Source organism: Yeguia hominis, assembly GCF_014384705.1.
GTDB classification, from domain to species: Bacteria; Bacillota; Clostridia; order Oscillospirales; family Acutalibacteraceae; genus Yeguia; species Yeguia hominis.
This window is the reverse complement of the sequence record NZ_JACRSN010000005.1, coordinates 111,307-123,446: the sequence shown is the minus strand read 5'-3', so window position 1 is coordinate 123,446 and position 12,140 is coordinate 111,307. Positions and strand designations below refer to the sequence as shown.

Genomic DNA, 12,140 nt, shown 5'->3' with positions numbered 1-12,140 from the left:
CCATCCGCAGGCCTTGTTTATTGTCGATAGGCTTCCGTCTCTTCTGCCAGCTGCGGCGGCAGCTGTGCTTTCATCCAAAGACCGTCCGCCCGGTATTCTTCCTGTAAAATCACGCCGATTTCTCGAATTTTGGCCGCAAGACCACTTTTCGAAAACGGCAGCAGCAGTTCTGCCTGCACGGGACCAAGCTGCAAAATTCGCTCGACTTCTTCCAAAAGAGCCGGAATTCCGTCTCCGGTAGCGGCACTGATGCGCACACCGTTTCCAATCATCGGAAGCGTCTCAAGTTCCGGAACCAAATCACATTTGTTCAGCACCGGCACTACCGGCGCCGTACAACCCAGTTCGATCAGCAAATCTTTTGTAACCTCCAAATGCAGCTGCGCCTCTCCGCTGGCCGCATCGCATACATTCAAGATCAGGTCTGCCTGCGCGGCCTGTTCCAATGTGGAACGGAATGCGGCAACCAGATGGTGCGGCAGCCTGCGAACCAGTCCGACTGTGTCGATCAGCATGACTTCTGCACCGTGCGGCAGGCGAAGCGCACGCGCGGTGGGATCCAATGTCGCAAACAGCATATTTTCCGCCAGAACGCCCGCATCGGTCAGCGCGTTCATAAGCGTACTCTTCCCGGCATTGGTGTAGCCCACGAGCGCCACCGTCCGGACGCCGTCTTTCTTTCGTCTTTGTACGGCGCGTCCCCGGCGCTCTTCGACCTCGCGCAATTTTTCCCGCAGTGCCGCAATCCGGCGGCGGACATGACGCCGGTCTGTCTCCAGCTTTGTTTCGCCCGGTCCGCGCGTTCCAATTCCACCGCCCAGTCTGGATAAGGCTGTCCCTTTTCCGGAAAGGCGCGGCAGCAAATATTGCAGCTGTGCCAGTTCCACCTGTAACCGGCCTTCACGGGAACGCGCACGCAGCGCAAAAATGTCCAGAATCAGCATCGTGCGGTCAATCACCCGCACGCCTGTCGCCTTCTCGATGTTTCGGATCTGTGTCGGCGACAATTCACAATCAAAAATCACCAAATCCAAATGATGCGCCTGCACCAATCCCGCGACATCATCGAGGAATCCCGACCCCACACAGGTTGCTGCATCCTTCGACGGCCGTTTTTGCAGCATCGAGCCAAATGGCACTGCACCGGCACTGCGCGTCAGCTCATAAAGCTCCGCAAGCGACGCTTCCGCATCAAATTCTCCAGTATCCACGGTAACTAGCAGCGCGCGCTCCTGTTCCTCTCGATTCTCGTACAATCCGTTCCACCATTCCTCTCCCTGTTTTCCTTCGCGATTGCTCTTGTACTATCTATCTTTGCACGAATCCTTCTGAAATACCCGGTCTGGTTTTCTGTTGACCGCTTTTCCGCGTCACGTCCAACATCTGCATTTCCTGCGCATCAGCGCGCGGAAGTCCGATCCGCTTTTGCAAATCTTTGTCTCATGGTTTGTTTCTTGCATTTCGATCGATCTTATTCGGCACCCTCTCGGCGCACATCCAAAAATTGTGCCGTTTCGCTTAGGGGCCAACGGCACCGTAGCATGCTTCGCTCCTACATCCATGCCGAGAAACACCTGAATCGGCCTTCGAAAATCGCGAATTAATTTCCGCAGCTGTATCTGTTTTATGCGCGTTCACGCCATGAGATCCTTCCTGCTTCTCATTGTATTTGCGAATTTCGATTCTGTCAAGATTGTTCCTTGCCCGTCCACAGCAACCACATATTTTCCACCACATGATGGTCCAAGATGCGCTTCGCTGTATCAAGTCTTCGGCTAAAAGGTGTCAGACCAGACACCGCCTCGTAAAAAACATTCATTTTTCCGCACCGCCTTTCAAGGAAGCGATAGAAATACATTTGCTCTGCGGTTTGCCGCATTACAAAGCCGCAACGCCGACTGCAACTTACTTTCCCCCGCGGTTCCGCCGTCCTGTTTTGTTCGGATATAAAAAACTCCGCCCGCTGCATAACACAGCGGACGGAGAAAAACGATTCCATCTGAAAATCAGTCGACCAGTTCGATGATTGCCATTTCAGCAGCATCGCCGCGGCGCGGTCCGATTTTGGTGATGCGGGTATAACCGCCGGTGCGGTCCGCATACTTCGGCGCAATTTCCTTAAAGAGTTTGACAACAACGCTCTCTTTGGTCACAAACGCCATGACCAGCCGCTTATTGTGGAGGGTATCCTCCTTCGCAATTGTAATCATTTTTTCCGCAAGGGAACGGACTTCCTTCGCGCGAGTGACGGTCGTTTCGATTTTACCATTCTCTAAGAGAAATGTTACCATCGCTCTGAGCATGGCCGTCCGGTGCGCGGTGTCCCTTCCGAGTTTTCTCGTTCCGGGCATTTCTATCACTCCATTCGGTTAAATCAATCTGGTTTACGAATAAGCGTGCTTATTCGTCATCCTTGCGCAGGTTGAACCCCAGCGACGCCATCTTGCAAATGACTTCTTCGAGGGATTTTCTGCCCAGGTTACGGACCTTCATCATATCGTCTTCCGTCTTATTGATGAGATCCTGAACCGTACTGATTCCAGCACGCTTCAAGCAGTTAAACGAGCGGACCGAAAGATCCATCTCCTCAATGGTCATCTCCAGGGCCTTTTCCTTGCTCTTGTCGTCCTTTTCCACCATAATCTCTGTGCTGCTGCCCTTGTCGGACAAGTCCACAAAGAGATTCAGATGTTCTGTCAGAACCTTTGCAGCAAGGGAAACGGATTCCTGGGCGCTGATGACGCCGTTTGTCCATACTTCCAGCGTCAGTCGGTCATAATCAATGCTCTGGCCGACACGAGTGTTTTCCACATTGAAATTCACCTTGAGCACCGGGGTATAGATCGAATCCACCGGCAATTCGCCGATAATTCCGGCAGGCATGTTTTCCTTATTGCGCTCTCCCGAAACATAACCGCGCCCGCGGTTGAGCGTAATTTCCATATACAGTTTTGCGCCCTCGCCGAGTGTCGCAATATGCAAATCGGGATTTAGGATTTCGACCTCACTGTCGCACTTTATGGAGGCTGCCGTTACATCGCAGGGACCTTCCGCGGCGATTTCCACCGTCTTTGGGCCATCGCAATGCAGTTTTGCAATGAGCCCCTTGATATTCAGAACGATCTCCGTAACGTCTTCCTTGACACCCGGAATTGTGGAAAATTCGTGCAACACGCCGTCAATCTTGATGGACTGAACGGCAACGCCGGGAAGGCTGGAAATCAGGACACGGCGCAGACTGTTTCCCAACGTCGTACCGAATCCCCGCTCAAGCGGTTCCACGACAAATTTTCCATACGTTCCATCCTGCGAAAGCTCTTCCGTTTCAATTTTCGGCTTTTCTATCTCAATCATTCGCGAACCTCCTTCACACAATCATGCAAAGCATCTTGGTGTTATGCTGCCATTTACAGTCAGGCATTACTTGGAGTACAACTCGACGATGAGCGTCTCATCCACTTCAAGATCAACATCCTCACGTACAGGAGACGCGATGATCTTTCCCGCGAACGCGTCGCGGTTTACTTCGAGCCACTTCGGAACCGGACGGGAAGCATTCTCTTCCAGAACAGCCTTAAACTTCTCAGAAGAACGGCTGTTTTCCTTAATTCCGATGACATCGCCTTCCTTGGTCAGGTAAGACGGAATGTCCACACGGCGGCCGTTTACGGTGAAATGTCCGTGTACAACAAGCTGGCGTGCTTCTGCACGGGAGCTTGCCCAACCCAGACGATAGACAACGTTGTCCAGACGGCTCTCCAGAATGAACAGGAGCTCATCACCCGTTTTGCCGGGCTTCTTCGTTGCCATCTCATAATATTTGTGGAATTGGCTTTCCAAAACGCCATAGTAACGTCTGGTCATCTGCTTTGCACGCAGCTGAAGTCCATATTCCGAAGTCTTCTTGCGGCCCTGGCCATGCTGTCCCGGAGCATAGGCACGACGGGTAACTGCGCATTTGTCCGTATAGCATCTTGCACCCTTCAGGAACAACTTTTTGCCCTCGCGGCGGCACAGTTTGCATACAGCATCCGTATATCTTGCCATAATAGATGGTACCTCCTAATCAACTAAAATCAGACACGTCTTCTCTTCGGAGGACGGCATCCGTTATGCGGAATCGGCGTTACGTCTTTGATCATGCTGACTTCAAGACCAGCAGCCTGCAGTGCACGAATCGCAGCTTCACGACCGGCGCCCGGACCCTTGACGAAGACTTCAACGCTCTTCATACCATGCTCCATTGCAGCCTTTGCTGCGGTTTCTGCAGCAGTCTGTGCGGCAAACGGCGTGGATTTTCTGGAGCCGCGGAAGCCGAGCTCTCCGGCGCTTGCCCAGGAAACTGCGTTGCCCTGTGTATCCGTGATGGTCACAATGGTGTTGTTAAACGTGGACTGGATGTGCGCAGCACCGCGTTCAATATTTTTACGCTCGCGGCGTCTGCGGACTGCGGTTGTTTTCTTACCGCCTTTTTGTGCTGCCATTTGTCAAATCCCCTCCTGCTTACTTCTTCTTGTTGGCCATCGTCTTTCTCGGGCCTTTGCGTGTACGAGCGTTCGTCTTAGAGCGCTGTCCGCGAACGGGCAGTCCCTTGCGATGACGCACACCGCGATAGCAGCCGATTTCGATGAGCCGCTTGATGTCAAACGCGATGTCGCGGCGGAGATCGCCTTCCACGTTGCAGTTGTGGTCGATATATTCTCTCAGCTTTGATGCGTCGTCTTCAGAAAGGTCGCGGACACGGATGTCCGGGTTGACGCCCGTTGCCTTGCAGATGTCGCTGGCAGTCTTTCTTCCAATTCCGAAGATATAGGTTAATGCGATTTCGATCCGTTTATCCCTTGGCAGGTCGATACCTGAAATACGCGCCATATCTGGCTGCACCTCCAAAATTTCAGTGTTAGCGCCACAAAGTGGCCTGTTTGAAACCTAAACATGTGCTGCAGAAGCTTTTTTAAGGTTTTCCGGAACCCTCTTTGCAAAACACAGGATATTCGCTGTTTCGGAAGGTCCGTCCTCATTTCCCATTTCGGAAAATTCAAAACGCCCGCAGCACGGACGCAGGACTCAGCCCTGGCGCTGCTTGTGTTTCGGGTTCTCGCAAATCACCATAATTCTGCCTTTACGCTTGATGATTTTGCATTTCTCGCAGATTTTCTTTACAGAAGGTCTGACTTTCATGTGGATGTCCCTCCTTTGAGAAGTTTAAATCCGTTCGATGGCCGAACCGGTCCGAAATGAACCGATTGGCCGGGAATTGTTGTTGTTCTTACTTGGAACGCCAAGTGATTCGGCCTCTTGTCAGGTCGTACGGCGACATTTCCACCGTAACTTTATCTCCGGGAAGGATGCGGATAAAATTCATACGCAGCTTTCCGGAAATATGTGCCAGAATCGAATGGCCGTTTGGAAGCTCTACCGTAAACATCGCGTTCGGCAACGCTTCCTTGACGATGCCCTCAAGTTCAATTACGTCCTGTTTTGACATTGGAAAACCCCCTTTTCCGTTGGATCGTTCTGCCCGCAATACGCACGCAATGCGCGACGCACTGCACGGTTTGTTTGAATCTCTTCCTGCGGCAGAACCGTATTCGTTGCTGAAAGGTGGATGTATTTCTTTCGTTTCGGGTGTTCCATCGGCCTGCGTTTTCCATCGCAAATTACTGCATAGGGAAATTCAGACCGGAGCACGACGAAGAAACATCCTTTGTCACGCCCTGCTTTCGACCGGACGATCTGTCCGCTTGCAAACTCCATTTTCTGCTCCTTTGCAAATTGCCGTTCTCAGTCCGGCAAGGTCATAATCACCGGGCCGTCTGCGGTAATTGCTACCGTATGCTCAAAATGGGCGGATAATGCGCCGTCCGTTGTCACAGTCGTCCAACCGTCGGACAGTACTTTTACCTTGTGACTGCCTGCGTTCACCATCGGCTCGATGGCGATCGTCATTCCCGGTAACAGGCGCACACCTCTTCCGGGTGTGCCGTAATTGGGTACGCTGGGCTCCTCGTGTAGCTTCGCGCCTACTCCGTGGCCGACAAAATCGCGTACCACCGAGTAACCGCGCGCTTCGACATACCGCTGTACTGCGCTTCCGATATCTCCAATCCGATTTCCCGCCTTCGCCTGCGCAATGCCTTCATAAAGACTCTCTTCCGTTGCCTTTAAAAGCCGCTGCGCGTTTTCAGAGATATCCCCGCAAGGAAATGTTCTCGCATTATCGCCGTGAAACCCTTCAAAGAAAGCACCGACGTCTACGCTGACAATATCGCCTTGCTTCAGCTTTGTTTTGTGATCCGGTATGCCATGGATGACCACCTGGTTGACCGAAATGCAAGCGCTTGCCGGAAACCCGCCGTATCCGAGGAAAGAAGGAGTGGCTCCTTCTCCCTCGATATAGCGCCGGATCAGGCGATCGATCTCCCCGGTGGTCACGCCGGGCTCAACCGCCTCTCCCGCGAGCTTCAGCGCTCTTGCTGATATTCTCGTTGCCAGTCTCATTGCTTGAAGCTCCCGACTGGTTTTGATTACAATCATCATTCCGCCTCAACCGCAGCAATAATCTGCGCCGTGATCGCAGCGATTTCTCCGCGACCGTCTACAGAAAAGAGTTTCCCCTGTTTCTCGTAGTAGGCTTTCAGCGGCTCTGTCTGTTCGTGATAGACGTTCAAACGAGCCTTTACGGTATCCGGATGATCATCCTTGCGCTGAACAAGGGTGCCTGCACAGAGGTCGCATTTGCCTTCTACCGCCGGCTTTTTATAAAGAAGGTGGTAAGAGGCGCCGCAGCTTTCGCAGACACGGCGGCCGGACATCCGGTTGACGATCGATTCGTCCGGAACATCAATGTCGATGACCTTGTCGATACGAACGCCCATGCTGTCCAGCGCCTCGGCCTGCGGGATGGTTCTCGGGAATCCGTCCAGGATAAACCCGTTCTGGCAATCGTCCTTTGCGAGCCGCTCGCGGATAATCCCGATCACAACGTCATCGGGAACGAGTTTGCCCGCATCCGTATACGCTTTTGCCTTAAGACCCATCTCGGTGCCGCTTTTCAGCGCTTCGCGGATAATATTACCCGTGGAAATTGCGGGAATGGAAAAATGCTTGCAGATTTGCTCTGCCTGTGTGCCTTTGCCGGCGCCAGGTGCGCCAAGCAAAATCAGATTCTTCATGTTTGCGCTCCCTTTCCTGCTTCCGGAATTAATCCAAGAAGCCCTTGTAATGGCGCATCATCATCTGAGATTCGATCTGCTTTGTGGTTTCCAAAGCAACACCAACCAAAATGATGATCGAGGTTCCGCCCAGCATCAGGCCGTGCATGCCGGTGATGTTGCTGTAAATAATCGGAAGCAGTGCGATAAACGCAAGGAAGAGTGCTCCGATCAGCGTAATCCTCGAAAGAATCTTCGCGATGAAATCCGAAGTCGGACGGCCCGGACGAATACCCGGAATCGTACCATTATTCTGACGAAGATTATTGGCCATTTCTACCGGATTATACTGAATCATAATATAGAAATATGCAAACAGGATAATCAGGATGAAATACAGCACGGAATACAGCCATCCGGTGGTGGAGAACGCGTCAAAAAAGCCTTTCCAGAATCCCTGCTGCACCTTGTAGCCCATGAAGAACTCGATGGTGCTCGGGATAGACAGGATCGAACTTGCGAAAATAATGGGCAGCACACCGCTCATTCCGACCTTGATCGGAATATGGCTGCTCTGGCCGCCATACATTTTGCGCCCGACAACACGTTTTGCGTATTGTACGGGAATCCGGCGTTCGGAATCGTTCATAAATACGATTACCCAGATCACGACAAGGAAGATGATCACAAACAGCGGCACGAGGAAATAGAACTTGCCGTAGTTTGTCGGATCGCTTGCCGCTGCATTCAGGTACGAGCCGAGCTGACCGATTGTGGTCGGCATGCGGGCGATGATACCTGCAAAGAGAAGGATCGAAATTCCGTTTCCAATGCCCTTCTCATTGATCTGTTCGCCGAGCCACATCAGAAGTGCGGTTCCGGCGGTGAACACCGCAATGATTACAATTGCGGAGAATACCATCGAAAATCCATTGTTAAAGAGCGTGATATCGCTGTTCTTCAAATAGAAGTAATAAGCGGTACCCTGAATCAGGCCGAGGACAACGGTCGAATACCGCGTAATCGCAGCAAGTTTCTTCCGGCCTTCTTCGCCTTCCTTGCTCAACCGCTCCAGCGGCGGAATCGCCACAGTAAGCAGCTGGATAATGATGGAGGCATTGATGTACGGCGTAACACCCATCGCAAAGAGCGTCGCCTGCGAGAACGCGCCACCGGTGAGCATATTCAGATAGCTGAGCATGCCGCCGCCGTCGCCGTTCACCGTTTCCATCAGCTGCCGCAATGACTCGACATCCAGGAACGGAACCGGAATTACGGAACCGAACCGGAAAATGACGATAATCAAAAGGGTGAAAAGGATCTTTTTTCTCAGATCCGGGATCTTCCAGGCATTCCGTATTGTTTTAAACAATTCAGATCACCTCAGCCTTCCCGCCCGCAGCTTCAATTTTTTGTTTCGCAGCTTTGGAGAAAGCACTCGCTTTCACGGTCAGGCTTTTGGAAAGGTTGCCGTTTGCCAGAATTTTTACGCCGTCTCCGGCCTTTTTGATGATTTTTGCGTCGAGAAGCGCCTGTACGTCGACAACAGCACCGTTCTCAAACTTCTCAAGCGAACCGAGGTTCACTGCGACGATCTCAGAAGCAAAGATGTTGTTGAATCCACGCTTCGGGAGACGTCTCTGCAGCGGCATCTGGCCGCCTTCAAAGCCCGGACGCATGCCGTGTCCGGCTCTGGCTTTCTGACCCTTGTGGCCCTTTCCAGCGGTTTTTCCCCAACCGGAGCCGTGGCCTCTGCCAATCCGTTTTCTGTCCTTTACGGAACCCGGGGTTGCAGTCAGTTCATGCAGTTTCATTTTTGTTGCACCTCCTTGTTTACGCTTTTGTGACCTCAACAAGGTGACTGATTTTGTTAATCTTCCCCAGTGTCGGGGCGTTGTCCGGCTGAACGGACGCATCACCTATTTTGAAAAGACCAAGTGCATGCGCGGTTGCAATCTGATCCTTTTTCGAACCAATCAGGCTTTTTACAAGCTTTACATTGAGCTTCTCCATGTTGCAACCTCCTTACAGAATCTCTTTGACGGACTTTCCGCGGATCGCGGCAACTTCTTCTGCTGTACGCAGCCGAGAAAGTCCTTCCAGAGTCGCACGGACAACATTGCACGGGTTATTGGAGCGCAACGCCTTTGTCCGGATATCGCGGATTCCGGCACTCTCAACAACCGCACGAACCGGGCCGCCGGCGATAACACCGGTACCAGGAGCAGCCGGCTTCAGGAGCACACGGCCTGCGCCGAAAGCACCAATAATTTCATGCGGGATCGTGCTGCCGCGCAGCGCAACCTTCATGAGGTTTTTCTTCGCGTCCTCAATTCCCTTGCGGATCGCATCGGGAACCTCGCCCGCTTTTCCGATTCCAAACCCGACGGTGCCGTTTCCGTCTCCAACAACAACCAGCGCCGCAAACTTAAAGATACGGCCGCCCTTGACGGTTTTGGAAACACGGTTGATCGCGACCACGCGTTCTTTTAAATCCATAACGGATGCGTCAATCTTCGGCAAAAGTATTCCTCCTCTCAGAACTTGAGGCCGCCCTCACGGGCGCCTTCGGCCAATTCTTTGACACGGCCGTGGAAAATATATCCGCCGCGGTCAAATACGACCTCTGTGATTCCTTTGTCGGCCGCGCGCTTCGCGATCATTTTGCCGATTTCGCGGGCTGCGTCCTTGTTTCCGCCATTGCCGTCAAACTCTTTGTCCAGCGTAGAAGCCGAGCAGATCGTTACGCCCTTGACATCATCGATCAGCTGAGCGTAAATGTTCTTGGCGGAGCGGAATACGTTCAGGCGGGGACGCGCTGTTGTCCCGGAAATCTTTCCGCGGACTCTGCGGTGACGTCTCAGCCTTGCTTTGTTTGTATCAGCTTTATTCACCATAATTTCTCACTCCTTATTTCGATCCCTTGCCGGCCTTGCCTTCCTTGCGGCGGATAACTTCGTCAACATACTTAATACCCTTGCCCTTATACGGCTCCGGCGGACGTTTCTCGCGCACCTGCGCAGCATACTGTCCAACCTTCTGCTTGTCGGGTCCGAGAATCACGATCTTGTTCGGATTCGGGCACTCGATGGTGATGCCGTCGATTTCGCTCATCACAACCTGGTGCGAATAACCGAGGTTCATGACAAGATCCTTGCCCTGCTTCTGTACACGATAGCCGACGCCGTTGACATCCAGCTCTTTTTTGAAGCCTTCTGTTACGCCGACAACCATGTTGTGAATGAGCGAACGGGTCAGACCGTGCAGTGCACGGTTTTCCTTTTCGTCATTCGGCCGCGTTACAAGAATCTCGTTGCCCTCAACTTTGACGGTCATGTTCTTGTGGATCTTCTGGGTGAGTGACCCCTTCGGGCCTTTCACCGTGATTTCGCCTGCATCAAGTTTTACATCGACGCCTGCGGGAATATTTATGGGTTTTCTTCCAATTCGCGACATTACTGCACCCCCTTATTTTACCAGATAAACGCGAGTACTTCACCGCCGATGTTCTGACGGCGCGCTTCACGATCGGTCATAACGCCTTTTGACGTCGAAACAATTGCGATACCAAGGCCCTTCATGACCTTCGGCAGCTCTTCAGCGCCGGAATAGATCCGCAGACCCGGTTTGGAAACACGGCGCAGACCCTTAATCACCGGAGTCTTGCCCTCGCCGTATTTCAGCGCGATTTTGATCATGCCCTGCTTTCCGTCCTCCGTTACCGTGAAGTTCTTCACGTAGCCTTCGTCCACAAGAATCTGGCAGATTGCCTTCTTCATATTGGAAGCAGGCACTTCAACGGAATCATGCTTCGCAGAATTCGCGTTGCGGATACGGGTGAGCAAATCAGCGATTGTATCTGTGATTTGCATGCTGTTACCTCCTTTTCTGCGTTCAATTACCAGCTGGCTTTCTTTACGCCCGGAATCTCACCTTTATAGGCGAGTTCGCGGAAGCAGATACGGCAAATGCCGAACTTACGGAGATAAGCATGCGGCCTGCCGCAGATTTTGCAACGATTGTATCTGCGGGTCGAGAACTTCGGCTCTCTCTGCTGCTTGATTTTCATTGATGTTTTGGCCACTTGTCTTTCCCTCCTTACTTCGCGAACGGGGCGCCCATGAGCGCAATCAGTTCTCTGGCTTCCTCGTCGGTGTTTGCGGTTGTGACGAAGCAGATATCCATCCCGCGAACCTTGTCGATTTTATCGTACTGGATCTCCGGGAAGATGAGCTGCTCACGGATGCCCATGCTGTAATTGCCACGGCCGTCAAAGGAGTTCGGGTTGATTCCTCTGAAGTCGCGCACACGGGGCAGCGCGATATTGAAAAGCCTGTCGATAAACTCATACATCCGGTCGCCGCGCAGCGTAACCTTTACGCCGATGTTCATTCCCTCACGGAGTTTGAAGTTTGCGACCGATTTGCGCGCCTTGCAGACGACCGGTTTCTGACCGGTGATCGCTGCGAGATCCGCGCTGATTGCGTCGATAACCTTCGAGTTGTCTTTCGCCTCGCCGGCGCCGACGTTGATGATGATCTTGTCGATCTTCGGAATCTGCATCACGCTCTTGTATTCGAATTTCTTCATCAGAGCGGGCGCAACTTCCGCCTTGTAAAAATCTTTCAGTCTCGCCATCTTGCTTCCTCCCTTACAGCGACTCGCCGCATTTTACGCAAATGCGGTCTTTCGTGCCGTCTTCATAAATCTTATGGGCGACACGGGTCGGTTTGCCGCAGCGGGGGCAGAGTACCTGGACTTTGCAGGCATAAATGGCGCTTTCTGCCTTAATGATGCCGCCCTGCTCGCCCATCTTGCGGGGCTTTACATGCTTCGATACCATATTCCGGCCTTCCACGATGACTTTGCCCTCTTTCGGGCTGACTGCAAGGACCTTCCCCTTCATGCCGCGGTCACGGCCGCTCATGATGATGACGGTGTCCCCTGTTTTCACATGGACTTTATTATTCACAGTAAGCACCTCCC

At 52.6% G+C, this 12,140-nt stretch carries 20 protein-coding genes; all 20 read right to left on the bottom strand.

The window, feature by feature from the left end:
* Window positions 1–17: 17 nt before the first annotated feature.
* Window positions 18–1,256, bottom strand: coding sequence for a GTPase HflX (hflX, locus tag IAG03_RS04880; protein ID WP_249318699.1), 1,239 nt, complete (start codon window positions 1,254–1,256; stop codon window positions 18–20).
* A 750-nt stretch (window positions 1,257–2,006) separates the two neighbouring features.
* Entirely contained in the window at window positions 2,007–2,351 is a 345-nt protein-coding gene (gene rplQ / locus IAG03_RS04875; protein ID WP_249318698.1) for a 50S ribosomal protein L17, read from the bottom strand.
* Window positions 2,352–2,400: 49 nt separating this feature from the next.
* Window positions 2,401–3,354 carry a DNA-directed RNA polymerase subunit alpha gene (locus tag IAG03_RS04870; RefSeq protein WP_249318697.1) on the bottom strand — a complete coding sequence of 318 codons (954 nt, stop codon included), beginning with the start codon at window positions 3,352–3,354 and terminating at the stop codon, window positions 2,401–2,403.
* Window positions 3,355–3,420: 66 nt separating this feature from the next.
* Window positions 3,421–4,047 (bottom strand): 30S ribosomal protein S4, encoded by a 627-nt coding sequence (rpsD, locus tag IAG03_RS04865; RefSeq protein ID WP_249318696.1) that lies wholly within the window; start codon window positions 4,045–4,047, stop codon window positions 3,421–3,423.
* A 29-nt stretch (window positions 4,048–4,076) separates the two neighbouring features.
* Entirely contained in the window at window positions 4,077–4,484 is a 408-nt protein-coding gene (rpsK, locus tag IAG03_RS04860; protein ID WP_249318695.1) for a 30S ribosomal protein S11, read from the bottom strand.
* 19 nt (window positions 4,485–4,503) lie between these two features.
* Window positions 4,504–4,872: a 30S ribosomal protein S13 gene (rpsM, locus tag IAG03_RS04855; protein ID WP_249318694.1), complete on the bottom strand. Its 369-nt coding sequence runs from the start codon at window positions 4,870–4,872 to the stop codon at window positions 4,504–4,506.
* 195 nt (window positions 4,873–5,067) lie between these two features.
* The gene (gene rpmJ / locus IAG03_RS04850; protein WP_068749336.1) at window positions 5,068–5,181 is read right to left on the bottom strand and encodes a 50S ribosomal protein L36; all 114 of its coding nucleotides are present in this window, start codon (window positions 5,179–5,181) and stop codon (window positions 5,068–5,070) included.
* 88 nt (window positions 5,182–5,269) lie between these two features.
* Entirely contained in the window at window positions 5,270–5,488 is a 219-nt protein-coding gene (gene infA / locus IAG03_RS04845) for a translation initiation factor IF-1 (RefSeq protein ID WP_249318693.1), read from the bottom strand.
* A 296-nt stretch (window positions 5,489–5,784) separates the two neighbouring features.
* Entirely contained in the window at window positions 5,785–6,537 is a 753-nt protein-coding gene (map, locus tag IAG03_RS04840) for a type I methionyl aminopeptidase (protein ID WP_249318692.1), read from the bottom strand.
* Complete coding sequence (locus IAG03_RS04835) at window positions 6,537–7,175, bottom strand: adenylate kinase (protein ID WP_249318691.1); 639 nt, start codon at window positions 7,173–7,175, stop codon at window positions 6,537–6,539. The genes map and IAG03_RS04835 overlap by 1 nt, the downstream gene beginning before the upstream one ends.
* Window positions 7,176–7,203: 28 nt before the next feature.
* Entirely contained in the window at window positions 7,204–8,526 is a 1,323-nt protein-coding gene (gene secY, locus IAG03_RS04830; RefSeq protein ID WP_249318690.1) for a preprotein translocase subunit SecY, read from the bottom strand.
* Between the two features lies 1 nt (window position 8,527).
* The gene (rplO, locus tag IAG03_RS04825; RefSeq protein WP_249318688.1) at window positions 8,528–8,968 is read right to left on the bottom strand and encodes a 50S ribosomal protein L15; all 441 of its coding nucleotides are present in this window, start codon (window positions 8,966–8,968) and stop codon (window positions 8,528–8,530) included.
* A gap of 19 nt (window positions 8,969–8,987) precedes the next feature.
* Window positions 8,988–9,167 carry a 50S ribosomal protein L30 gene (rpmD, locus tag IAG03_RS04820; RefSeq protein ID WP_249318687.1) on the bottom strand — a complete coding sequence of 60 codons (180 nt, stop codon included), beginning with the start codon at window positions 9,165–9,167 and terminating at the stop codon, window positions 8,988–8,990.
* A gap of 12 nt (window positions 9,168–9,179) precedes the next feature.
* On the bottom strand, window positions 9,180–9,677 hold the full coding sequence (gene rpsE, locus IAG03_RS04815) for a 30S ribosomal protein S5 (protein ID WP_249318685.1): 498 nt from the start codon (window positions 9,675–9,677) through the stop codon (window positions 9,180–9,182).
* 14 nt (window positions 9,678–9,691) lie between these two features.
* Window positions 9,692–10,051 carry a 50S ribosomal protein L18 gene (rplR, locus tag IAG03_RS04810; protein ID WP_249318684.1) on the bottom strand — a complete coding sequence of 120 codons (360 nt, stop codon included), beginning with the start codon at window positions 10,049–10,051 and terminating at the stop codon, window positions 9,692–9,694.
* Window positions 10,052–10,064: 13 nt separating this feature from the next.
* The gene (rplF, locus tag IAG03_RS04805; RefSeq protein WP_249318683.1) at window positions 10,065–10,610 is read right to left on the bottom strand and encodes a 50S ribosomal protein L6; all 546 of its coding nucleotides are present in this window, start codon (window positions 10,608–10,610) and stop codon (window positions 10,065–10,067) included.
* A 17-nt stretch (window positions 10,611–10,627) separates the two neighbouring features.
* Entirely contained in the window at window positions 10,628–11,026 is a 399-nt protein-coding gene (gene rpsH / locus IAG03_RS04800) for a 30S ribosomal protein S8 (RefSeq protein ID WP_249318682.1), read from the bottom strand.
* Window positions 11,027–11,052: 26 nt separating this feature from the next.
* The gene (locus IAG03_RS04795) at window positions 11,053–11,238 is read right to left on the bottom strand and encodes a type Z 30S ribosomal protein S14 (RefSeq protein WP_249318681.1); all 186 of its coding nucleotides are present in this window, start codon (window positions 11,236–11,238) and stop codon (window positions 11,053–11,055) included.
* A 14-nt stretch (window positions 11,239–11,252) separates the two neighbouring features.
* Window positions 11,253–11,792, bottom strand: coding sequence for a 50S ribosomal protein L5 (gene rplE / locus IAG03_RS04790; protein ID WP_249318680.1), 540 nt, complete (start codon window positions 11,790–11,792; stop codon window positions 11,253–11,255).
* A gap of 13 nt (window positions 11,793–11,805) precedes the next feature.
* Entirely contained in the window at window positions 11,806–12,126 is a 321-nt protein-coding gene (gene rplX, locus IAG03_RS04785) for a 50S ribosomal protein L24 (protein ID WP_346726103.1), read from the bottom strand.
* Window positions 12,127–12,140 lie beyond the last annotated feature (14 nt).

Bases quoted from the DNA above. Each gene is read 5' to 3' on its own strand.
- rplQ (WP_249318698.1), bottom strand. From the start codon at position 2,351: ATGCCCGGAACGAGAAAACTCGGAAGGGACACCGCGCACCGGACGGCC.
- IAG03_RS04870 (WP_249318697.1), bottom strand. From the start codon at position 3,354: ATGATTGAGATAGAAAAGCCGAAAATTGAAACGGAAGAGCTTTCGCAG.
- rpsD (WP_249318696.1), bottom strand. From the start codon at position 4,047: ATGGCAAGATATACGGATGCTGTATGCAAACTGTGCCGCCGCGAGGGC.
- rpsK (WP_249318695.1), bottom strand. From the start codon at position 4,484: ATGGCAGCACAAAAAGGCGGTAAGAAAACAACCGCAGTCCGCAGACGC.
- rpsM (WP_249318694.1), bottom strand. From the start codon at position 4,872: ATGGCGCGTATTTCAGGTATCGACCTGCCAAGGGATAAACGGATCGAA.
- rpmJ (WP_068749336.1), bottom strand. From the start codon at position 5,181: ATGAAAGTCAGACCTTCTGTAAAGAAAATCTGCGAGAAATGCAAAATC.
- infA (WP_249318693.1), bottom strand. From the start codon at position 5,488: ATGTCAAAACAGGACGTAATTGAACTTGAGGGCATCGTCAAGGAAGCG.
- map (WP_249318692.1), bottom strand. From the start codon at position 6,537: ATGATTGTAATCAAAACCAGTCGGGAGCTTCAAGCAATGAGACTGGCA.
- IAG03_RS04835 (WP_249318691.1), bottom strand. From the start codon at position 7,175: ATGAAGAATCTGATTTTGCTTGGCGCACCTGGCGCCGGCAAAGGCACA.
- rplO (WP_249318688.1), bottom strand. From the start codon at position 8,968: ATGAAACTGCATGAACTGACTGCAACCCCGGGTTCCGTAAAGGACAGA.
- rpmD (WP_249318687.1), bottom strand. From the start codon at position 9,167: ATGGAGAAGCTCAATGTAAAGCTTGTAAAAAGCCTGATTGGTTCGAAA.
- rplR (WP_249318684.1), bottom strand. From the start codon at position 10,051: ATGGTGAATAAAGCTGATACAAACAAAGCAAGGCTGAGACGTCACCGC.
- rplF (WP_249318683.1), bottom strand. From the start codon at position 10,610: ATGTCGCGAATTGGAAGAAAACCCATAAATATTCCCGCAGGCGTCGAT.
- rpsH (WP_249318682.1), bottom strand. From the start codon at position 11,026: ATGCAAATCACAGATACAATCGCTGATTTGCTCACCCGTATCCGCAAC.
- rplE (WP_249318680.1), bottom strand. From the start codon at position 11,792: ATGGCGAGACTGAAAGATTTTTACAAGGCGGAAGTTGCGCCCGCTCTG.